20 protein-coding genes are annotated in these 21596 nt (G+C 64.8%); 12 read left to right on the plus strand and 8 right to left on the minus strand.

The window, feature by feature from the left end:
• Positions 1–114: 114 nt before the first annotated feature.
• A complete protein-coding gene (carA, locus tag NGM15_RS14580) occupies positions 115–1194 on the minus strand; it encodes a glutamine-hydrolyzing carbamoyl-phosphate synthase small subunit (protein WP_253432436.1) in 1080 nt (359 codons plus the stop codon).
• A 102-nt stretch (positions 1195–1296) separates the two neighbouring features.
• On the opposite strand from carA, the gene NGM15_RS14585 reads away from it, so the two are divergent.
• Positions 1297–1710 carry an Lrp/AsnC family transcriptional regulator gene (locus NGM15_RS14585; protein WP_253432438.1) on the plus strand — a complete coding sequence of 138 codons (414 nt, stop codon included), beginning with the start codon at positions 1297–1299 and terminating at the stop codon, positions 1708–1710.
• Positions 1711–1750: 40 nt separating this feature from the next.
• Here the strand turns inward: NGM15_RS14585 and NGM15_RS14590 are convergent, their stop codons facing one another.
• Complete coding sequence (locus NGM15_RS14590; RefSeq protein WP_253432440.1) at positions 1751–2452, minus strand: PHP domain-containing protein; 702 nt, start codon at positions 2450–2452, stop codon at positions 1751–1753.
• Between the two features lie 53 nt (positions 2453–2505).
• Here NGM15_RS14590 and NGM15_RS14595 point away from each other — a divergent pair, with 53 nt between their 5' ends.
• From NGM15_RS14595 to purQ, 6 genes are all read left to right on the plus strand, one after another.
• The gene (locus tag NGM15_RS14595; protein WP_253432442.1) at positions 2506–3489 is read left to right on the plus strand and encodes a diacylglycerol/lipid kinase family protein; all 984 of its coding nucleotides are present in this window, start codon (positions 2506–2508) and stop codon (positions 3487–3489) included.
• A 195-nt stretch (positions 3490–3684) separates the two neighbouring features.
• Positions 3685–4251 carry an NUDIX hydrolase gene (locus NGM15_RS14600; RefSeq protein ID WP_253432443.1) on the plus strand — a complete coding sequence of 189 codons (567 nt, stop codon included), beginning with the start codon at positions 3685–3687 and terminating at the stop codon, positions 4249–4251.
• Between the two features lie 92 nt (positions 4252–4343).
• Positions 4344–4640: a DUF7853 family protein gene (locus NGM15_RS14605; RefSeq protein WP_253432445.1), complete on the plus strand. Its 297-nt coding sequence runs from the start codon at positions 4344–4346 to the stop codon at positions 4638–4640.
• A gap of 249 nt (positions 4641–4889) precedes the next feature.
• Entirely contained in the window at positions 4890–5141 is a 252-nt protein-coding gene (gene purS, locus NGM15_RS14610; RefSeq protein ID WP_253432447.1) for a phosphoribosylformylglycinamidine synthase subunit PurS, read from the plus strand.
• Positions 5142–5270: a hypothetical protein gene (locus NGM15_RS18750; protein WP_256498873.1), complete on the plus strand. Its 129-nt coding sequence runs from the start codon at positions 5142–5144 to the stop codon at positions 5268–5270. It begins immediately after the preceding gene.
• Positions 5267–5956, plus strand: a complete 690-nt coding sequence (gene purQ, locus NGM15_RS14615; RefSeq protein ID WP_253432449.1) for a phosphoribosylformylglycinamidine synthase I — start codon at positions 5267–5269, stop codon at positions 5954–5956. The genes NGM15_RS18750 and purQ overlap by 4 nt, the downstream gene beginning before the upstream one ends.
• Positions 5957–6026: 70 nt before the next feature.
• Here the strand turns inward: purQ and NGM15_RS14620 are convergent, their stop codons facing one another.
• Positions 6027–7151, minus strand: a complete 1125-nt coding sequence (locus NGM15_RS14620; protein ID WP_253432452.1) for an MBL fold metallo-hydrolase — start codon at positions 7149–7151, stop codon at positions 6027–6029.
• A gap of 230 nt (positions 7152–7381) precedes the next feature.
• Between NGM15_RS14620 and NGM15_RS14625 the strand changes: the two genes are divergently transcribed.
• The 3 genes from NGM15_RS14625 (at position 7382) to NGM15_RS14635 (ending at position 15168) form a co-directional block, all read left to right on the plus strand.
• Positions 7382–10666 carry a PAS domain S-box protein gene (locus NGM15_RS14625; protein WP_253432454.1) on the plus strand — a complete coding sequence of 1095 codons (3285 nt, stop codon included), beginning with the start codon at positions 7382–7384 and terminating at the stop codon, positions 10664–10666.
• 69 nt (positions 10667–10735) lie between these two features.
• On the plus strand, positions 10736–13147 hold the full coding sequence (locus NGM15_RS14630; protein ID WP_253432457.1) for a GAF domain-containing sensor histidine kinase: 2412 nt from the start codon (positions 10736–10738) through the stop codon (positions 13145–13147).
• On the plus strand, positions 13147–15168 hold the full coding sequence (locus NGM15_RS14635; protein ID WP_253432460.1) for a hypothetical protein: 2022 nt from the start codon (positions 13147–13149) through the stop codon (positions 15166–15168). Before NGM15_RS14630 ends, NGM15_RS14635 begins: the two co-directional genes overlap by 1 nt.
• Before the next feature lie 21 nt (positions 15169–15189).
• On the opposite strand, the gene NGM15_RS14640 is transcribed toward NGM15_RS14635, so the two are convergent.
• Both NGM15_RS14640 and NGM15_RS14645 read right to left on the minus strand, forming a co-directional pair.
• Positions 15190–16377 (minus strand): archaeosine biosynthesis radical SAM protein RaSEA, encoded by a 1188-nt coding sequence (locus NGM15_RS14640; protein ID WP_253432462.1) that lies wholly within the window; start codon positions 16375–16377, stop codon positions 15190–15192.
• 139 nt (positions 16378–16516) lie between these two features.
• On the minus strand, positions 16517–17161 hold the full coding sequence (locus NGM15_RS14645; protein ID WP_253432465.1) for a hypothetical protein: 645 nt from the start codon (positions 17159–17161) through the stop codon (positions 16517–16519).
• A gap of 137 nt (positions 17162–17298) precedes the next feature.
• Between NGM15_RS14645 and prf1 the strand changes: the two genes are divergently transcribed.
• Positions 17299–18558 carry a peptide chain release factor aRF-1 gene (gene prf1 / locus NGM15_RS14650; RefSeq protein ID WP_253432468.1) on the plus strand — a complete coding sequence of 420 codons (1260 nt, stop codon included), beginning with the start codon at positions 17299–17301 and terminating at the stop codon, positions 18556–18558.
• A gap of 210 nt (positions 18559–18768) precedes the next feature.
• Positions 18769–19551: a helix-turn-helix transcriptional regulator gene (locus NGM15_RS14655; protein WP_253432470.1), complete on the plus strand. Its 783-nt coding sequence runs from the start codon at positions 18769–18771 to the stop codon at positions 19549–19551.
• A 112-nt stretch (positions 19552–19663) separates the two neighbouring features.
• Here the strand turns inward: NGM15_RS14655 and NGM15_RS14660 are convergent, their stop codons facing one another.
• From NGM15_RS14660 to NGM15_RS14670, 3 genes are all read right to left on the minus strand, one after another.
• On the minus strand, positions 19664–20050 hold the full coding sequence (locus tag NGM15_RS14660) for a DUF6276 family protein (protein WP_253432473.1): 387 nt from the start codon (positions 20048–20050) through the stop codon (positions 19664–19666).
• Between the two features lie 45 nt (positions 20051–20095).
• Positions 20096–20812, minus strand: coding sequence for a V-type ATP synthase subunit D (locus tag NGM15_RS14665; RefSeq protein ID WP_253432476.1), 717 nt, complete (start codon positions 20810–20812; stop codon positions 20096–20098).
• A 192-nt stretch (positions 20813–21004) separates the two neighbouring features.
• Positions 21005–21400 (minus strand): Hsp20/alpha crystallin family protein, encoded by a 396-nt coding sequence (locus tag NGM15_RS14670; RefSeq protein WP_253432479.1) that lies wholly within the window; start codon positions 21398–21400, stop codon positions 21005–21007.
• Positions 21401–21596: the final 196 nt, after the last annotated feature.

Here is a 21596-nt window from a genome sequence, read left to right on the forward strand (position 1 = left end):
CGACGCTGACCGGAATACGGTGTCCGTGTACGGTGAGTCGGAGATCAGAATACGATCGTCGTGAGTCGTGATCGGTTCGGCGGGGACGAACCGGCCTACGGCTGACGCGTTCGCTCAGTCGTCAGCCGGGATCGCACGAGGGGAGCGTCGAGGGGTCGCCATCGCGAGGACGTCGTCGAAGAAGTTGAGGGTGTCCTCGGGGCCGGGGTTCGCTTCGGGGTGGTACTGACGGGTGAGCACGTCGTACTCGATCCCGTCGAGACCTTCGGGCGTGTCGTCGTTGACGTTGATCTGGGTGACCTCGAGGTGGTCGCCGGGTTCGGCGACCGTGTAGCCGTGGTTCTGGGTCGTCATCACGACCCGGCCGGACTCGAGGTCCAGGACGGGCTGGTTGACGCCGCGGTGGCCGAAGGTCATCTTCTCGGTGGCCCCGCCCAGGGCCTCGGCGACGATCTGCTGGCCGAGGCAGATGCCGGCCACGGGCGTGTCCTCGACGAATTCCTGGACGAGGTCGATCGCGGCCTCGAAGTTGACCGGGTCGCCGGGACCGTTCGAGACGAACAGGACGTCCGGGTCGACGGCCTCGACGTCGGCGGTGCTCGCGTCGTGTGGGACGACGTGAACCGTGGCGTCGCGGGCGACCAGCGAGTCGACGATCGATCCCTTCGCGCCGCAGTCGACGAGCGCGACAGTCGGGCCGTCGTTGTCGACGCCGCGGACGACGGGTTCGTCGACGCTGACCTGTGCGCCGATCTCGGTGTGGTCGCTCATCGCCTCACACTGCTCGAGTTCCGCGCGGGCGTCGTCTGGGGTGACGTCTTCGCCGACGGCGATGCCACACTTCATGGCGCCGCCCTCGCGGACGTCGGTGACGACGTCGCGAGTGTCGAGGTGGTCGACGGCCGGAACGCCCTCGGACGCGAGCCACTCGGCGACGTCGTCGGTGAGCTCGCGGGCCAGGACGGCTCGCGGGTGGATTCGATCGGACTCGAAGCGCTCTTCGCGGACGCCGTAGTTGCCGATCAGCGGGTACGAGAAGGTGAGGATCTGTTCCTCGTAGGAGGGGTCGGTGAGACTCTCCTCGTAGCCGGTGTATGCTGTTGTGAAAACCAGTTCCCCGCGTGCGGTACCCGGAGCACGAGCACGTCCCTCGAGTACGTGACCGCTCTCCAGCGCAACGTAGGCCGGGTTCATTACGAGATACGTATTGTACCGTCCACCATAAGTGTTGTCTTCGAAGCGAAGTTACGAAATTCGTAATCACCAAGTAGGCGCTGCCCGTAGGGCTAGATCTCGATGGACGATCTCGACCGACACATCCTGAACATCCTCCGGCGAGACGCCCGCACGCCGTACACGGAGATCGCCGAGGAGGTTGGAACGAGCGAGGGGACCGTCAGAAACCGCGTCGAACGCATGAACGCCGACGGCGTGATCGAACGATTCACCGTCACCACGCGCACGGGGAACGTCAAGGCGATGATCGAGGTCAGCGTCGCCGTCGACGTCGACACCGCGAGCGTCTCCGAGCGCATGGCCGAGTGGGCGGAAGTCGACTTCGTCTGGCAGGTCTCGGGCGAACAGGACATCGTGCTCGTCGTCGACGCCGCCGACACGCGTAGCGTCAACGAACTCATCACGCAGGCGCGCGAGCAGGAGGAGGTCGTGAGTACGAAGACGCGGCTGATCCTCGAGGAAAAACTGGGCTGAGTCTCGAGGAGAAGGTGGGGCTGAGTCTCGAGAAACCCGACTAGCTCTGCGGTGGTTCACCGACGCCGGGCGTCGGCTTCGAGAGCAGGTCGTTCGGGTGTTTTCGGCTGTGGATCGCCCGATACCAGCGTCGAATGAATCGGTCGACTGGCCGTCGGTCGACGACCGCCTCGACCCGACCGTCCTGGATCGCCTCGACGACCGACTCGGGGGTCAATTCGTCGGCGTCGATTCGCGTGTACGCCCGGCCGACCTCGACCGGATAGTGGGCGTCGCTCCCGGCGACGAGCGGAACGTCGTGTTCGGCCACGAGCCGCTCGACCAGCGGCTGCGTCCGTGGGTGTTTGCCGTTGATCTCGATGGCGTCGAACGGGAGGTCCGAGACGTCGGTCACCGTACTGTTTCGAAACGGGTGAGCGACGATAGCCGCGCAACCTCGGTCGTGGGCCATGTCGACCACCTCTGCGGGGGTGTACTCGAGCGGGACCGTCTCTTCTGGCGGATCCGGGCCGACGACCAGGACGTGTCCGCGCGTCGTCGTGACCTCGATGCCGGGGACGATGGTTGCTGTCTCGCGCTCGAAGGGGGTGTAGTAGTCGTGGTTGGTCGTCGCGACGCCGTCGAGTCCGCGCCAGCGGGCGGTTCGAGCGAGGAGCGAGACGCCGATTGGATCGTATCGATCCCCGAGTCCCCGATGGCCGTGGAAGAACCGGGTGTGTGCGTGTAAATCGACGGCGAACATACCCTGGACAACGATGGGGGAGGGTTTTTGTTTTGGGGACAGTTGATGTTGGCATGCACGTCCCGAGGGTCCCTCCTGGATCGGTCCGAGCAGACGGTTCTGGGGTCGCCGAACCGACCGACAGAGTCGTGATCTGCAACCCGGTGAGTGGGAGCGAGGACCACCTCGAACAGGTTCACGGCCTCGCGGCAGACGGCGGATGGGAGTTGCGCGTGACCGAAGCCGAAGGCGACGCCCACGAGTACGCTCTCGAAGCGGCAGAGAGCGGGACGGAACTCGTCGCGGCGGCCGGCGGCGACGGGACGGTGAACGAGGTCGTCGGCGGGTTCGTCGACTCCGGGGTCGAGAACTGGCCGACGCTACTGATCGTCCCCGCCGGGACGGGGAACAACGCCGCGTCGAACCTCGGCATCGAGAGCATCGGCGAGGCGTTCTCGCTGGCAGAGTCGGGCCGACGAAGGCGTCTCGACCTCGGACGGGCTAACGACCGCGCGTTCCTCAACTCCTGTATCGGCGGGCTGACCGCCGAAGCCAGCCTCGAGACCGACTCCGAGAGCAAACGACGATTCGGCGTGCTCGCGTACGTGCTCAAGACGATCGAGACGGCGACGAACTACGACGGGGCACCGTTGCGGGTCACCCTCGAGAACGCCGACGCAGAGACGTCCGTCGTCTGGGAGGGGGACGTCGCGCTCGCGTTCATCGGGAACTGTCGCCGGTTCGGCCGGCGCCAGGCGCAGGCCCACGCCGAAGATGGGTTGCTCGAGGTGACCCTCGTCGAGAACGCGTCGATGCCGTCGATGGTCGGCGCGACGGCACTCGATCACCTCTTCGACCTGGATGCAGACGGAATCGTCCGTCACCGCGTGCCGCGGGTAACGATCGAGAGCCTCCACGACGAACCGATCACCTACAGCCTCGACGGGGAGGTTCTCGGGGCCGAGGAGCTCGACCTCGAGACTCTCCCGGGGGCGATTTCGGTCGTCGTGGGCGAAAACTACGCGTCGAACCCGGATGCCGAGGGTGCGGGCTGGTAGGGCGGGCCTCGAGGGACTCCTTCCGCTCCCCTGAACCTCGTGAGATTACCTCCCCTGAACCTCGTGAGATTACCTCCTCTGAACCTCGTGAGATTACCTCCTCTGAACCTCGTGAGATTACCTCCTCCCAAATCGCGAGGTCTCCCCCTCCCGAAAGCCGATACTGGTTTCACGGAAGCCCCGTTCAGTTGTCGTATGAACGAGTCGACGGAATCCGGAGAACTGCCACACAAGAACGCCGCCCAGGACGTCATCGCGGTCGACGCTGACGACACCGAACTCGGCCTGGTCAACCGTCTCGAGGCTCACACCGGCGAGGGGACGCGCCACCGGGCGTTCACGTCGCTCGTGTTCGACCAGGACGACAACATCCTGCTCGCCCAGCGGGCCCCCGGAAAGCGCCTCTGGGGGACCTACTGGGACGGGACGGTTGCCTCCCACCCTGTCGAGGGCCAGAGCCAGGAGGATGCGACGCGCCAGCGACTCGAGGAGGAACTCGGCATCACACCGGATCAGTACGAGGACGTCCGCCTCACCGACCGCTTCGAGTACAAGCGGTACTTCGAGAACGCGGGCGTCGAACACGAGGTCTGTGCCGTCCTGGAGGTGACACTCCACGACACGACGCTCGACCCGGACGAGGAGGAGGTCGCGGGGCTCATGTGGGTGCCGTACGAACGGCTCTCGACCCATCCCGAGTGGTACCGACAGCTTCGCCTGTGCCCCTGGTTCGAGATCGCGATGCGACGGGATACCCGGTGAGCGACCTGCCAGGTATGTTAACAAGCGACAAGGCTTATTAGTGGACGGTCCTTACTGTCGGCCAGCGGTCGGTAGAGCCGACCCGTGACACGATGAGTACACCTCCACAGGAAGCCGATAGCCGCACTGTCGACCTCTCGCGCGAAGAGCGCTGGGTCGTTCACCACGCCCTCGTCCAGCGTGCCGACACGTACCTCGAGGACGAGCGAACCATCCCGGCGTGGCTCGTCCAGGTCGTCGAGACCATCGAGGCCGACGACGACACGATTACGGTCAGACAGGGCCAGAAACTCATCTCGCTCCTCCGGGGTGACCGCGTTTCGATTCCGGACGCGGACCAGGACGCCGTCGACGGCGCGGTCGCCGAACTCGAGGCCGCGCTGGTCTGACGTCCGTTTTCGTCCTCACGAACGGCGTCTTTTCGATTCTGCGTCGAAATCCGTCGAGCCACGCCGTCGAACGAGAGACGGCCGCTACCACGACACGAACCGAACCCCTGGCGCTCCCTTCGGTCGTCGAACGTCCAGTCCGCAGTCGGGAACCGCCGGAATCTCGAGCGGCGGTCGATGCTATCCACGAACGTGTATGACGAGGCGAACCCGAAAGCGTTTTTGAGCACGGATGCGGGGATTCAGACGATGACCGCCTACACCGCCACGGTGACCGTCCGACTCAAACGCGGCGTCCTCGACCCCGAGGCCGAGACCACCCGTCGTGCCCTCGAGCGACTGGGGTTCTCGCTCGAGGCGCTTCGCTCGGCCGATCGCTTCGAGATCGACCTCGAGGCGGCGTCGGCCGATGAGGCGGCCGATCGAGCCGACGAGATGGCCGAACGACTGCTCGCGAACCCGACCATCCACGACTACGACGTGGCGGTCGACGAGCGATAGATGACTGTTTCCGCCAACCCGGCGCCGACCGGGAGTCGCCACACCGAGAAGCCGACGGTGCCGACGGTGACGGTCGCCGTCAACCCGACGCCGACCGGGAGTCGCCACACCAGGGGGTGTCGACGGTGACGGTCGCCGTCGTCCGCTTCGGCGGCTCGAACTGCGACCGCGACGCTGAAGCCGCCCTCGAGCACCTGGACATCGACGCCGAAATCGTCTGGCACGAGGACGGCCTCCCCACGGACACGACGGGGATCGTCCTCCCCGGCGGCTTCTCCTACGGCGACTACCTTCGCGCGGGCGCGATGGCCGCCCGATCCCCGATCCTGGAGGAGGTACGTGAGGCCGCCGCCGAGGGCGTCCCCGTCCTCGGGATCTGTAACGGCGCCCAGGTCGGCTGCGAGTCCGGCCTGACCGAGGGGGCGTTCACGACGAACGAGAGCGCCCGCTTCCAGTGTGAACACGTCTTCCTGCGAGTCGAGCGAACCGACACGCCCTGGACGGCCGCCTTCGAGGAGGGCGACGTGATCGAGATTCCGATCGCACACGGCGAGGGCCGCTTCGAGATCGAGGAGGATCGCCTCACGCGCCTCGAGACCGAGGACCGCGTCCTCTTTCGGTACTGTGACGCCGAGGGCAACCTCACCGACGACGCCAATCCGAACGGCTCGAAACACAGTGTTGCGGGCGTTTTGGGCGAGACGGAGACGGTGGCGGTATTGATGCCTCACCCCGAACGGGCGACGCTCCCGGACGTCGGCGGGACGGACGGACAGGAGATTCTGCGCGGGTTCGAACGGGCCCTCGAGCGGTAATCGACGACGGGGTCAACCTCGAGCGGATGAACGACGACGGGGTCAACCTCGAGCGGTAATCGACGACGGCTCAGTTGGCGGCGCAGTTGTTGGGTCCGAGTTCGAGGGTTTCGACGTCGCCGCCGGGCTGTTCTTTACCCCAGTTGATCTGCTTGATCTCGTTGTAGTTCGCGGGTTCGTCGGAGAGGCTCTCGACGATGGTTTCGACGAACGCCTCCTCGTTACCGTCTTCGACGTACCCCAGGAGTTCGTTCGTCGTCTCCGCCCGGAGGTCGCCGAGTTCGGTCGCGAGCGGGCGCACGTCCTCGTCGCTGAAGTGCCCGGGGAGGACGACGGTCTCGTTGGGGAGGTCCAGGAGTCCGTCGAGGCTGTCGAACAACTGGCCGGACGCCTCGCGGATAGCGTCCTCGGACCCGTCCTCGAGGTCGGGGCGGCCGACGCTCCGGAGGAACAGCGTGTCCCCGGAGAGGAGTGCGTCGCCGAAGCGCAACGAGACGCTCCCGGGCGTGTGGCCGGGCGTGTGCATCGTTTCGAGGTCCCGGTCGCCGACCGAAATCGTATCGCCGTCTGCCAGAGCTGTGATCGACTCCAGTTCGCCCGCATCCGCCGCGTGGAGGTGGTACGGGACGTCGAGTTCGCCGGCCAGTCGACGCGCCCCGGAGACGTGGTCGGCGTGGGCGTGCGTGTCGACGACGCCAACGATTTCGAGGTCATGGTCGTCGGCGAGGCCCAGGTACCGATCGACGTACTGGGTCGGATCGACGGCGACGGCTTCCTCGCCGTCGTGTGCGAGGTAGGAGACGCAACCGGTACCGGGTCGGACGATCTGTACGACGCCTTCTGCATCGGGAATCTCGTACTCCAGGTGGACGCGGCCCCAGTCGTTCATCCCGTCGGGGATCGACTTCGCGTCGAACCCGTGGTCGCGGAGGAACGCGGCGGCACGGGCGGACGTGACGCCCGCGACGCAGACGACGGCGATCTCCTCGTTTTCGGGGAGTTCCTCGAGGTGATCTTCGAGCCCCGAGTAGTCGTACTCGAGCAGTTCGTCGTAGACCGGGACGTTCGTGCTGGTTGGAATCTGCCACTCCTCGTAGTCATCCTCGTTGCGGACGTCGAGGACGAACAGGTTCTCGGTATCGTCGTCAACGATGCGGCGCGCGACCTCGGACGCGTCGATATCAGTATTGCTCATCTTATACAATACTAACTGCGCAAGTGATTATAAATGTGTTGCAGGCTGTCGCGGCGGTCTTTCGATGGTCTCCAGCGATGGTAGCCGGAAAACGCTTCGCGAGCCCCCATCACCGTTAATTTCCCATAGCTTAAAGTGGACTCAATCCCTGAGTCGACTCGAACACTAAAGACGGGGCCGTTCCTTGGTAGATTACAACTGAACGACAGCACCCGTTCTGGACTCGAGTCATGGACACACGAACCCACATCGTCTACGTCGACCCCGACTGCAACGATAGCGTCGCCCCCGCCGTTCGAGCAGTCGGTCTCGACCTCGAGTGCGTCGAGAGCGATGAGGCCTGTCTCGACCGACTCGAGTCCGCCGATTGCGTCATTACGGAGTACGACCTCGGACCCGCCGCGAGAACCGGCCTCGACCTCTACCGGGCGATTCGTCGGCGAGCGCCGGACGTTCCGGTCGTGCTCTACACCGACGCCGGCAACGAAGCCATCGCAGGCGAGGCACTCGCTGCCGGCGTCGCCGGCTACGTTCCGAAGTCACAGGGCGTCGAGACCCTCGTGACTCGCGTTCTCGAGGCGATCGTCGAGACGGAAACCGGCGCTGACATCGGTCACGACTCCGAATCCGGCCCCAACTCCGACCCTGAATCCGACTCCAACTCCGAACCCGACCCCGACTCCGAATCCAGCGATCCGTTCTCGATCGCAAAAACGCACGACGAGCGCAACGAACCGTTCCTCGAGTCGTCGGCCGATCACGTCCAACTCATCGTCGAACAGTCGCCGTTCGCGATCATCAAATGGACCCCCGAATTCGAGGTCCGCCACTGGAACGAAGCCGCGGCAGACCTGTTCGGCTACACCGCAGCGGAAGCTGTCGGTCGTCACGCGACCGACCTCGTCGTCCCCCAGGAGAGACACGACGCGATTACCGACTGGTGGTCGACCTGGCTCGACGACGAGCCGAGCACGAACCACGGCATCTCGCGAAACGTCGACAAAGACGGAACGTCGTTTCGGTGCGAGTGGTCCACGACGCCCCTCGTCGACGCTGACGGCACCGTCAGGGGGGCCCTCTCGTTCGTCCGCGACGCGACGTCGGAGTTCCGGCGTTCGCTCGCACTCGAGACGCTCCAAGAGACGACCCAGGCGCTGATGCAGACGAGCTCGGAGACCGAAATCGGCGCGCTCGTCATCGACGCGACGGACGAGATTATCGACGACGTCCTCGCCGGTATTCGGGTCTACGACGAGGACGCGAACCGACTCGACCTGGTCGCGGTGAGCGATCGACTCCAGGAGCAGACGGCACAGTTTACGCCGGTCGGTCCCGGCGACGACCCGCTGTGGTCGACGTACGCTTCGGGATCGCCGACCGTCATCGAGGACGCCTCTGCGGAGATGGTCCCCTACGATCTCACCGACGAAGTCGGTAACGCCGTGATCTACCCGCTCGGCGATTACGGTCTGCTGACCGTCGCCGCGTCCGGCACCGCCACGATCGAGGAGATCGATCTCACCCTGATACGAATTCTCGCGGCGACGGCCGAAGCCGCCTTCGACCAGGCCGCCCGCAAACGCGAACTCGAGCGGGCGAAGACGGTCGTCGAGGCCGTTGGCGACAGCCTGTACGCTGTCGACACCGAGGGGACGCTCGTCACGGTCAACGACACGATGGTCGAGATCACCGGCTACGACCGGAACACCCTCGTCGGACTCCACGCCTCCGAGGTCCTCACCGAGGAGAGTTTCGAGCGCGGGGTCCGCGAAGTCGAGCGACTCGCTGCTGGTGACAGCGACGGAGACGGAGACGAGGTAGCGACCTACGACGTCGACATCGTCACCGCGAGCGGCGACCTCGTCCCCTGTGAGGTCAACACTACGCTCCTCGAGGGCGAGGGCGACCTCTCCGGCAGCGTCGGCATCCTCCGGGACGTCACCGATCGCAAGCTGATGGAACAGGAACTCGTCGACCACCGGGAGAAAATGGAGAAGCTTCACGAGATCGCGTCTCGCCTCGACTCGTGTGAAACGGCCCAGGACGTCTACGACCTCACCGTCGAAACCGCCGAGGACGTTCTCGAGTTCGACGTCTGCGTCGTCGACCGCGTCGACGGCGAGTACCTCGAGACCGTCGCCGTCTCCTCGACGATCCACGAGGACGGGTTCTCGAGTCGCGCGCCGATCGACGAGGGCATCGCGGGCAAGACCTATCGAAACGACCGAACGTACCGGCTCGACGACCTCAGAGCCGACGAGGAGGCGACGCCCGAACGCGACTCCTACCGATCGGTGTTGAGCGCGCCGATCGGTGACCGCGGCATCTTCCAGGCGGTCTCGACGGACGTGGGTGCGTTCGATCGGGCCGACCAGGAACTGACCGAGTTGTTGCTCTCGCACGTCTCTGACACGCTCGACCGCCTCGCGTTCGAAACCCGACTCAAGGCGGAACGCGACCGCTTCGCCGCGCTCTTCGAGAACGTCCCCGATGCGATCGTCAGCACGAAGCGCGTCCCCGACGGTCCGATCGTCGAGCAGGTGAACCCGGCGTTCGAGCGAATCTTCGGGTACGAGGAGTCCGAACTGCTCGAGAAACCGCTCGACTCGTTCATTGTACCCCCCGATCGCTTCGAGCACGCCCAGGAGATCAACGAACGCGGGACGCGAGGGGAAGCCGTCGAGGCGGAGGTCAAGCGTCGAACGAGCGACGGGCTTCGCGACTTCATGATGCGGGTCGTCCCGATGGACACGAACGGCTCGACCGACCGAGCCTTCGGCCTCTACACCGACATCACGGCCCAGAAACAGCACCAAAAGCGCGTCGAGATCCTGAACCGCGTCCTCCGACACGACCTGCGAAACGGCATGAACATCATCAACGGCTGCGCGGAGATGCTTGCGGAAGCCGTCGAGGACGAGGACGACCGGGACTTTGCCGAAGCGATCCAGGAACGGGCGGGCGAACTCATCAGCCTCGCCGAAAAGACGCGAGCGGTCGAACGAACGCTGGACCGTGACGGCGCAGCGGCCGGCCCCGTCGACGTCGTCGACTGCGTCGAAACGGCCCTCGGCCGAATCGACGCGGAGTACCCGGCCGTGGACATCGGCTGTGCGCTCCCCGACCGGGCGCACGCTCGCGCCGACGAACTCCTCGGGGACGCGATCTTTCACGTCCTCGAGAACGCCATCGAACACAGCGACCGGGCGGAACCGACGATCGAGATCGGTCTCGAGGTGGACGACGACGACACGCTTACGCTCACAATCGCCGACGACGGCCCCGGCATTCCCGGGGAGGAACGGGCGCTCTTGCAGGAAGACGAAGAGATCACCCAGCTCCGCCACGCCAGCGGGCTCGGACTGTGGCTCGTCAACTGGGTGATCACCCAGTCCGGCGGGCAGTTGACCTTCCAGGAGAACGATCCCCGGGGGACCGTCGTCAGGATGCAGATCCCGACGGCAGACGTACCGACGAGGTCAGCGTCGATCGACGGTACGGCGACGAGCGACTGATTCGAGGGGCCACGACGGCGATTCGAGAGCCACAACGGCTTTAGTAAGTGGGAATCGATCGCTATTATCATGGATACCCCCAATATGTCGCTCCTGCTGGTCGGTTCGCCCCCCTGCAGGGACGACCTCACGTCCGTACTGTCGAAGGCGGGGTGGTCCGTACGAACCGAATCGACTGTCGAGGATGCGCGCGCGCAACTCGTGGCGGATTCGTCGGACTCGGTCGACTGTCTCCTCGTGGCGACGGATTCGCCCCACGAGACAGTTTCGACGCTCGAGGAGGCTCGACCACTGGTTCCGGTTCTGGCGTTGCTTCCTGATTCTGATTCTAATTCTAATTCCAATTCTAATTTCGATTCCAATTCCTCCCTCACCACCGATCCCATCACCGACCCCGGTCCAGACCCAGACCCCGCCAACAAGCCCACTTCCAACCCGGCCGCGATTCTGGAGGCAGGGGCCACCGATTACGTCGTCCAGGCGGGACCGATCGAGGCGTGGGGTCCGCTCCTCTGCCGGCGACTCGAGGTGGCTCGAGACCACGTCCTGGAACGGATCGCCTCGCGTGCCCTGTACGACGGAGCTCACGGAACCGACGCGGCACTTCACTGCCTGTTCGACGCGAAGTTACGACACGTCGTCGCTGTCGGCGGGGCGCTCGGTCGCGGCCTCGAGGCGTCGTCGCTCGAGGGCGTTGCGATCGACGAGCTGGCAGCCGACGGGTCCGTCGACTCGGACGACCGCTCCGAGACCGGCCTGGACCCCGGGGCCTGCACCCACCTCGAGGCCAACTACGTCGCCGCACTCGAGGGAACTGCTCGTCGGCGGGAGTTTCGACTCCGTGGACGGCCGTACGCGGTCGAAACGATGCCCGTACCGGACCTCGAGGGGCGATTCGGCATCGCCCGATACCGACCGGTACCGGAGACGACCCCCCGGGAGACCCGGGACAAACTCGATCGCCTTTCGGCAATCGCTTCGGAACTCGACGAGTACGACGACGAGTCTCTCATCTGTCGACGGACGGTCGAAACTGCTGCCGAGGTCCTCGAGTTCGACGCGTGTTCGATCACCGAACGGGTGGACGACGAACTCGTCCCGCTCGCGGCGGCCGCGTCGGACCCATCTCAGTCACTCGAATACCGCTCCGCCGACGACGGAATCGCCGGGGAGACCCTTCGCCGGGGTAAATCGATCGTCGTCGACGACATTCGCGACGACCCGGTCGCCCGATCGACCGACGATCGCTACCGGTCTGGGCTCTCGATCCCGGTCGGCGAGTTTGGCGTGTTCCAGGCGGCGTCGATCGAGCCTCGTGCCTTCAGCGATACCGATCGCGAACTCGCCGAACTGCTCGTCTCCAACGCCACCCACGCGATCGAACGGGTTCGCTACGACCGGACGATCACCCGCGAACGCGACCGCTTCGCGGCACTCTTCCAGAACGTGCCGGATGCAGCGGTCCAGTACGTCGTCGAGACGGACGAGTCCGGCGAGCCCGAACCCATCATCGAAGCCGTCAACGCGGCGTTCGTGCGGCTGTTCGGTTACGAGCCGGTGGACGCCATCGGCCAGTCGACGTGCGACCTGCTGGTCCCGGACGACGACGAGGCGCTCGAGGCCGCTCGGTCGCTCTACAACACCGTCGCCCAGGGTGAACGCCTCGAGGCGGAGGTAACCCGACTGGGCGTCGACGGACTCGCCCCGTTCTTGCTCCGGAGCGCCCCCGTAGGAACCGACGGCGACGACCAGCGCGGCTACTTCATCTACACTGACATCGGCGAACTCGTCGAGCGCGAACGCCAACTCGAGCGCCAGAACGAACGCCTCGATACGTTCGCCTCGGTCGTCAGTCACGACCTGCGAAACCCGCTGTCCATCGCCAGCGGCTACCTCGAGACGGCCCTGGACACGGGGAACCGCGAGCACCTTCACGTCGTCGCCGAGGAACACGAACGAATGTACGACATGATCGAAGACCTGCTGCAACTGGCTCGCCAGGGCGACTCGATCGGCGACATCGAACCCATCGACCTCGAGGCCGTCGCCGAGCGCTCGTGGGACGGCGTCGACACCGCCGACGCGACCCTGTCGATCGAGTCGGTGCCAGTGGTCGAGGGCGACGCCGACCGCTTACAGCACCTCTTCGAGAACCTGTTTCGAAACGCGGTCCTTCACGGAGGCGACCAGGTCTCCGTTACTGTCGGGACCAGCGAGGGCGGCTTCTACGTCGAAGACGACGGCCCGGGCATTCCGGACGCATTGAAAGACGAGGTCCTGGAGATGGGCGTCTCGACGGCCAAAGGACAGGGCGGAAACGGGTTCGGGCTGGCGATCGTTTCCGAAATCGCGGCGGCACACGGGTGGCGCGTCGACGTCGTCGACGGCACCGATGGCGGCGCTCGCTTCGAGATTTCGATTGACGAGAGTCGACACGGTGGCCTCGAGTCGCTGACCGGCGGGGCTGGTGATCGGAACTAATGATCGACATCTCGGTGATCGATACGACTATCCGTGCGACCGACCCGGCCGACAACAGCGTCGAACTCGACGTCGTCGGCTGGGATCGCATCGACAATCACTACACCTTCGTCGAACCGGTCGACGACGTGATCTCTGCTCGTGTATCCGAACTGACGCTGCCAGCGAACTTTCCACTCCTCTCGGAAGTCTTCGCCGACGGTACCTCCCGTCGACGCGCCGCCATCGACGACGAAAGCCGACTCGATATCGATTCCGGCTCGTACCAGATGTTGATCGAGACGCCGGTCCAGGTGACGATCCGGTTCGACGGCGAGGCCACGATCAGGTCCACCGACGGCGAACTCACGATTTCGTTTCCCCACCCACAGCGAGTGAGCGTCGGCTTCACGACCTGGCTCAAACGCCCGCGAGAGACGATCACCGTCCCACGAACGCCCGAGGGGATCGCGACGGGACTCTCACACATGTCGGCGTCGATTCGAGCGTCTAATTCGCAAAAAGTCACGGCCATGAACCGACCTCACCCGCCGAGAATCCGATACGGTGACTCGCTTGAGGTACCGGATGCCGTTCGCAATCGAACCCCCGAAACCGGAATCGAACTGCGGGTTCCATCCAGTCTCGAGTACCTGTTTTCTGCCGCCCCGCTCGTCTACTATCTGGGGGCCAGGATTCGCCTCGAACCCGGCGATCCCGTCCTCTCGATCGACGGTACGGAACGGTACCGGTTCGAGTCGATGCCGGGGTTCCAGTACCAGTGTGCGTCCCTGCTCAGACGCGTGTTCCTGCTCGACATGCTGGTGCGAAGCGATCAGCACACCGAGACTCCATCCCAGGAACTCGACTTGCTCTCGCTCCTCGAGTTCGATCCCGCTACTTGCGTCGACCTCGAACCGGGCCCCCAGCTCGCGTACTACCTTGAGGCCGACTTCGAGCGAATCAGCCACGCCCTGCCGGACTGGCACTTCGTCGGCTACGTCGAGCCAACGCTGGATCACGTCGAGGCGATCCCATACCTGCTCCAGTACCTGGCGACGATCTACCATCCTGCGGCCGTGCCGGGATCGACGTCCGGCGGCGAGGCACATCGACGCTGGCAACGGGCACCCGACACCGTTCCACGGCGACTCGTCGAGGGCGGTCCTCACGGGAGCGCCGCGGTCTGGATGGCCGACGGCGCGCCGCCGGATCCGACGCTGTTTCGCGCATCGCCGGCGGGCTTCGTTAACCGGCCCGAGTACGTCGACCGCGCGGAAACCGCCGGAAGCGTCGTCGTCGTCTGCAACGACGCGAGTCGAACCGACGAGTGTGGGGCTGCCGTGAATCGTTACCGCGCCACCGGCCCCGCAGACATCGACCTCGAGGTTCGCACCGACCTCTCGTGTGCCGACCTGCGCGAGCAATTCGAACGGGGGGCCGACTTCCTGCACTTCGTCGGCGACTGTCGAGACGGACTGTCGTGTCCAGACGGCACGCTACGACTCGAGACCCTCGACCAATCACACGTTCGGCTCTTCTTCCTCGACGGGTACGATTCGCTCGAGGCAGGCGAGACCTGCATCGAACGCGGGAGCGTCGGCGGGTTCGTCCGGGGAACGGGCGAACTGAATCCGGCCTACCGCGAGCGACTGCTCGGACTGTTTGCCCAGGGACTCACCGTCGACCAGACGGTTCGATACGCCGCTCTCCCTGCCGACGAGCGAGGAGACGTTATCGCACTCGGCGACGCCCATCAGCAACTCGCGAGAATGTTGAACCTCTACTGCGTCCCCGCCGTCGTGGAAGCCCGTGACGCGCTCACCTACCAGGTGGAGGCCTATCCCTACATTCCCGAGGCTGGCTTCATCTGGCGACCGGGGCCGCTCAATGTCGAACCCCGACTCTGTAGCAATCCGTTCCACGTGACCATGTCGGGGGTGCAGTTCGAGTCACTGGTCGAGTTCGAGAACTTGCTGCCCATCGAGGGCGACACCGTCTACTGGGACTCGAGTCGGGGCCTGTTCTACCCGCTGTTCTGACACTGTCGCTCTGCTTTCCCGCTACCTTGTGAGCGGCTGGTTGAACCCCGTCTCGAGGTCGAGAACGGCCTCCCAGGTCGCCTCACACTCACACGAAACTTGCTCGAACACCGACGGGTCCTGTCGCAGGTCGAAGTCCTTGATCGCCTTCTGGACGAGGTCGTCGCACTCCCCGCAGTTGTGGGCGCCGCGGTCGGTGCCGTGGCCGACGGGGTCGGAGACGACGATGCCCGCCACGTCGGCCGTCCGCTCGAGGACGGCGGCGACCGACCAGAGCCACGGCGGGCGGTAGCCATCCTGGAAGTAGAGGTCGTCGACCATGGTGTAGCGCTGGACGTTGCAGGGGTTCATCGAGACGGTGTGACAGCCGTCGACGGCCAGGCAGCGTTCGACGGAGGCGACCATGTCCTCGAGGGCCTCCGATTCGGTGAGGAAGGGGGGTTTCATGAGGAGGTAGGCTTTGATGCCGGCGCCGCCGGTTTCACCGGTTTCGCCTGTGCTGTCAGTTTCGTTGCCTGTGGCGTCAGGTTCGACGTCGACATCGACATGGGCATCAACATCGGTTTCGGCGCCACCAGCCTTGTCCGCCGCGACCGCTTCCGCACAGGCGTCCTCGAACGCCTCGAAGTCGAAGTACTTGTTCACGCAATCGCGGCGAACCCGATCGGTCGCCGTCTCGAGCCCGATCGCCACGTCGGTCTGGAGGCCGTATTGCGTGAAGTCCCCGATCTTCTCGCGGTCGACGAAGTCGGGCAGGGACTCTAGTACGATGCGCTCGCGGTCACCGAAGGTTTCGGCGATAGCCTTGCGGGACTCGGCGCTCACCTCGCGCTCGTCGAGGAACGACCCGGAGGTGTAGATCTTGATCAGCGGCGCGGGTTCGTTGGCCTCGTCGGCTTCGTGATCCAGACAGACCTGGATCTGGTCCATCAGCGCCTCGTGGGGGACCGTCCCGCCGTCGACGCTCTCGGCGACGTAGCCACACATCGTACAGCCGCCCGCCCGCGCCCAGCGACAGCCGCCGGTGTTGAGGATGATCGTCAGGCTCTCCCTGACGCCGTTGGGCGTGTTGTCCTCGTCGAGCCAGACCCGCGTCGGTTCGTGGGGGTCGTAGCTCTTCTCTTTGCGCGAGCGAACCTCGCGCATCACCTGGTTGTGGGCGTCCATGCCCTTGCCCTGCTCGTAGACCTCGGGCGTCGGCTGGCTCATTACCGGAGGAAGCGTCTCGAGGGGTAAAGCGGCTTCGGGACGTACACAGTAGTTAAAGAGGCCGTTCGCTCACTCCGTTCGCTCGTGGGTGGAGACGTTCGTCCCTTCGTGCGGCTGTCGTCCCTTCGTGCGGCTGTCGTCACGAGTCTCGGTTCGAAACCCGGAGCGCGAACCCCCACTCGAGCGAGAAGGCTTTGTCCGCGTCTCCTCTCACGTCCGGGCCGTCCCACCCCGAAACGCGCTGGCTCCAGCGGTATGTTCCGGGCTCGAAGTAGCCCTCCACCTGGAAGTCGTGCCACACCTCGTACTCGGTGACGACCGACTCGTCGGGGTCGTACGTTCGAGGCGGACAGCCTTGATTCGTGAACGCTCGCAGTTCCTCTGCATCGCGGTTCTCGACCCACCTGCCGTCGACGCGCTCGAGGTGGTCGGTGTGCCTGTAGAGCCACAATCCCTCGGGGTCGTCGCTTCCGCCACGCGACCGGTTGAACAGACTACACCCGGCTTCGCCCACGGAGAGCGCCCGTTCGTCGCCCTCGTTCGTCGTCCGTACCTCGAGCCGTGCCGGTCGATCTTCCGTTACTGTCTCCTCGAGCAGCGTCGCTTCGATCGAGAACCCGTACTCGCCGGGGACCGAATCCTGTTCGACCAGCGCGAGTTCGCGCTCAATGCCCTTCGCTCGGGCGCTCGAGGTCGGTCCGATCTCACCGAGACAGCCGGCGACTCCAGCGACTCCGGCGACGAGGGTGGCGACGGACCCGGTGAGGAGGGCGCGGCGTTGCATGGCTGTCGTGACAGCACGCTTGAACGTAATGTTTCGGGTGGTGGCGCTTGCTTCGGGTGGCGTCACCGATAGCCGGTGACACTGCATCCCACGACGTGTCAAAGGGTACTTACCTGCGGCTCCGTTCTAGAGAGACAATGAGTCAGGAGGGAGAGCAGGCCAGTTCCGACCGGAAAAAGTACGAGTTCCGGAAGGTCATCGAGGACCTCGACAACTACGAGGGGTCGGGCACGCAACTCGTAACGATCTACGTCCCCGAGGACCGCCAGGTCAGCGACGTCGTCGCCCACGTTACCCAGGAACACAGCGAGGCGGCGAACATCAAGTCCAAACAGACCCGGACGAACGTCCAGGACGCCCTCAAGAGCATCAAGGATCGCCTCCGCTACTACGACACCTTTCCGCCGGAGAACGGTATGGTCCTCTTCTCGGGCGCCGTCGACTCCGGCGGCGGCCAGACCGAGATGATCACGCGCGTCCTCGAGAGCCCGCCCGATCCCGTCGAGTCCTTTCGGTATCACTGCGACTCGAACTTCCTGACCGACCCGCTCGAGTACATGCTCGAGGACCACGGCCTCTACGGGCTGATCGTCCTGGACCGCCGGGAGGCCAACGTCGGTTGGCTCAAGGGCAAGCGCATCGAACCCGTCAAGTCCGCCTCCTCGCTCGTCCCCGGCAAGCAGCGGAAAGGTGGCCAGTCCGCCCAGCGATTCGCCCGCCTGCGCCTCGAGGCCATCGACAACTTCTACCAGGAGGTCGCGGGGATGGCCAACGACCTGTTCGTCCCCAAGCGTCACGAACTCGACGGCGTCCTGGTCGGCGGTCCCTCCCCGACGAAGGACGAGTTCCTCGACGGCGACTACCTCCACCACGAGATTCAAGATACGGTACTCGGAAAATTCGACGTCTCCTACACGGACGAGTCCGGCCTGAAGGACCTGGTCGACAACGCCTCCGACGCCCTGGCCGACGCCGAGGTGATGAAGGACAAGAAGCACATGGAGCGCTTCTTCAAGGAACTCCACAGCGGGGAACTCGCCACTTACGGGTTCGACCAGACCCGGCGAAACCTCGTGATGGGTTCGGTCGAGACCCTTCTGATCAGCGAAGACCTCCGCAAGGACGTCGTCACCTTCGACTGCGAAGCCTGTGACAATACCGACTACGACCTGATCGACCGCCGGAAGGCCACGCCCTCTCACGAGTGCAGTGAGTGCGGTACCGATGTCGAGGCCACGGACGAGGACCGCGAGGACTCCATCGAGCACCTCATCACCATCGCCGAACAGCGCGGCACCGAGACCAAGTTCATCTCGAGTGACTTCGAGAAGGGCGAACAGCTCTATAACGCCTTCGGCGGCATTGCGGGCATCCTCCGGTACGATACGGGCATCTAGGCGGCTTAGGCAATTACCTCTAGACGGCTAGCGATCCGACCCTCCTGTCGCCTCCTCGAGTGGCGGTAGCCGCCAATAGCTCTCTCTCGACCCGTTGCCAGTTGGAACGACGGATCACGAGTTTCGAGCCACTGGGCACGAGTCCGTGAACCGCGAGCTGTGAACGACCGAGAGACTTTTTACCGCGAGCAGAGGAGTCGATGACGAACGATGACCGTACCTTCGCCCGCCGAACCGCTCGAGGTGGTGTCCCGCCGTCACTCGCTGCTGGCAGCGCTCGAACCGGGACCGCGGGCGAAAGGCGACCTCCAGGACACCGTCGATTGCTCGTCGTCGACGCTCGACCGAGCCATCCGCGAACTCGAGACCTACCACTTCCTCGAGCGTCGCGACGGGTCAGTACGGCTGACCAGCGCGGGTCGACTCGCCCTCCAGGAGCATCGACGGAGCCAGCAGGCACTCGAGTGTATCACGGCGGCCAGTCACGTCCTGCAGTTCGCCCCGTCCGATGCGCCGCTATCGATGGCCGTCCTGAAGGGGGCGACGATCCACGAACCCAGTTCGCACGTGCCGAACGCCCCGGTCGAACGGATCGCTGACCGTATGCGAGACGCGGACCGGGTCTGGGCACTCGGCGCCACCGAACGCACGCCGCAGTTTCGTCGCATCATTACCGATCAAACGGCCGACGGCGACCTCGCGGTCGAGGTAGTTCTGACGGACGACCTCATATCGTTTCTCCTCGAGACCTCCACTGATGCCCTCAAGCGCTTCCTCGAGGTGGATGCGTTCGAAGCGGCGACGGTCGAGGAGATTCCGTACGGGCTGGCGGTCCTCGAGACGCCGGCGAAGACGTACACGTTCGTCACTCTCACGGACGAGGGTGACGTCCAGGGGGTCATCGAGAACGACTCGCAGGCGGCCTACGAGTGGGGCCGTGAGGTGTTTCGACAGGTTCGCTCTACGGCGACGGCGTTGCAGCCGCCGGAGTAGACTGTGCACGAGTTCCAGAACCGAGTGACGTCGCTCGAGTAGCCCTGTAGCCACTGTAGCCTCGAGACCCTGTAGCCCCTGAGCCCCGTGGCTCGCAGCGCCGCTCGCCCGATCAGTACAGCAGCTGTTCGAGCTGATGACGTCGGCGCTCGAGGTCGACCTCTGGCTCGACCGACGGCTCGGCGAGCACCCGATCGATGGCCAGCAGTGGGTCGGCCCCGTGGCGCTCGACCGCCTCGAGGACGCCCTCGAGTTTCGTGCGGTTCGTCGCTAGTGACTCACAGAGACCGATCGCGAGCGCGAGCGCGACGCCGGCGTCGCCCGACGGAAACGAAGCACTCACGCGCGAGAAGTCGGGATCGCCCGCCCCGGAGCTGGCGGGCTCGACGCGAAGGCAGTGCGGACAGATTGCCGCCGTGTCGGTCTCTTCGGGAGCGTAGGCTCGAAGCGAGGGCGAAACCACGAAGGTGATCGGGTCGACGTCACAGGAGCAGTTCATCGAAATGAAAACACGTGTCGACGATCTTCGAGACGGTACTGGTCCTCAGTTGGTGCCGGGAACGCCGCTGGCGGTCGCGGGTTCGCGCTCCTCGGCGTCGCGCTGGGTGCGGGCGAGTTCCTCCTCTTCGTCTTCCTCTGCCTCTTTCTTCTCCTTGATCTTCTTGAGCCGGAAAATCTCCTCGCGTTCTTGCTCCTCGAGTTTCTGCTCGATGTACTCCTTGTTCTCGTAGAGGTCGGGCAGGAGTTTGAACTCGAGGGCGTTGACGCGGCGCTTGGTGGTCTCGATCTCCCGCAACATCTTCTTCATCGCCGTCTCGACTTCGGCGGCGAGGATGATGCTCTGGAGGAGGTCCTCGTAGGCTTCGGCGGCCTCGTCGATGCGCGCGGAGGTGCCCATGATCCCGTAGCCACGCTGGTCGAGGCTCTTCGTGACCTTCGAGGACTCGATCTGGGGGACGACGACGCCCATGATGTTCTTCGACTCGGTCGTGATCTCGGGATGTTCCTGGAGGGCGGCGGCCGCCCCGCGAACGGCGACGTCGCCTTCCATCGCACGCGCCATGTTGATCGTCTTCTGGGCGCGCTCGTAGTCCTCCGAGAGTTCGCCGCGGACGTCCTGGGCCTGGTCCAGGATGTCCATGAACTCCATGATTAACCCGTCGCGTTTCTTCTCGAGCGTCCCGTGCCCGCGCTCGGAGAGGTCGATGCGATCCTCGATCTGCATCAACTCTTTCCGGGTGGGTTTGACGTCCTTGGCCATCTTGTGGGTGGGTTGCGCGCGCAGTCGGATAACTGTTTACAGTTGCAGTCACTGATCGTTGCGCGTGCGTCTGCGTTCGACGACCGTAGGTGATTCGCCGACCGCTGGTGACCGCTGGTAATCGCTGGTGGGGAACTGATCGCACGGACCGAGAAAAAGTCGACTGCGTACCGAGACCGCTGGCGAGACCGGTTACTCGAGACTGATGTCCGAGGACTGCTCGGCGGGTTCGAAAACGACCTCGAGCACCCCGTTGTTGTAGGTCGCGGAGGCGGTGTGTTCGTTGACCCGGCGGGGAAGGGAGACGCGCTCGTCGTACTCACGGTGGTCACTCCGGGCGGAGATGGTGAGCGTCTTGCCGTCGCACTCGAGTTCGATGTTCTGCTTTTCGACGCCGGGGAGGTCGGCGATGACGCGGACTTCCTCCTCGGTGTCGTGAACGTCGACGTGGGTGTCGGCGCCGAAGCCGGCGTCGGTGTCCGTCCGCGACTCGAAGCCGACGTCTCCGCCAGCCATCATGTCGTTCATCATCCGCTCAATCTCTCGAAAGAGGTCGTCAAAGGGTTCGTCGCGGTCGTCTCGGCGCATGAGGGACTCTAGAAGTGGCAGGTGCAAAAAGGTATTCCTCGAGGCGAGATCCTGAGAACGGGATCGATGTGCTCGAGTGACGGCGACTCTGCTGTCGCTGGCGACTCGGTGTGAAACGGCGTGGTGGAGAATGGAACGTGGTTGGTAGTCGGCAGTCGTCAGCGTCGGGTTGTCAGCCGTCAGCCGTTGGTTCAGC

Origin of the sequence: Natronosalvus halobius (genome assembly GCF_024138145.1) — an archaeon.
In the GTDB taxonomy this organism is placed as follows: Archaea; Halobacteriota; Halobacteria; order Halobacteriales; family Natrialbaceae; genus Natronosalvus; species Natronosalvus halobius.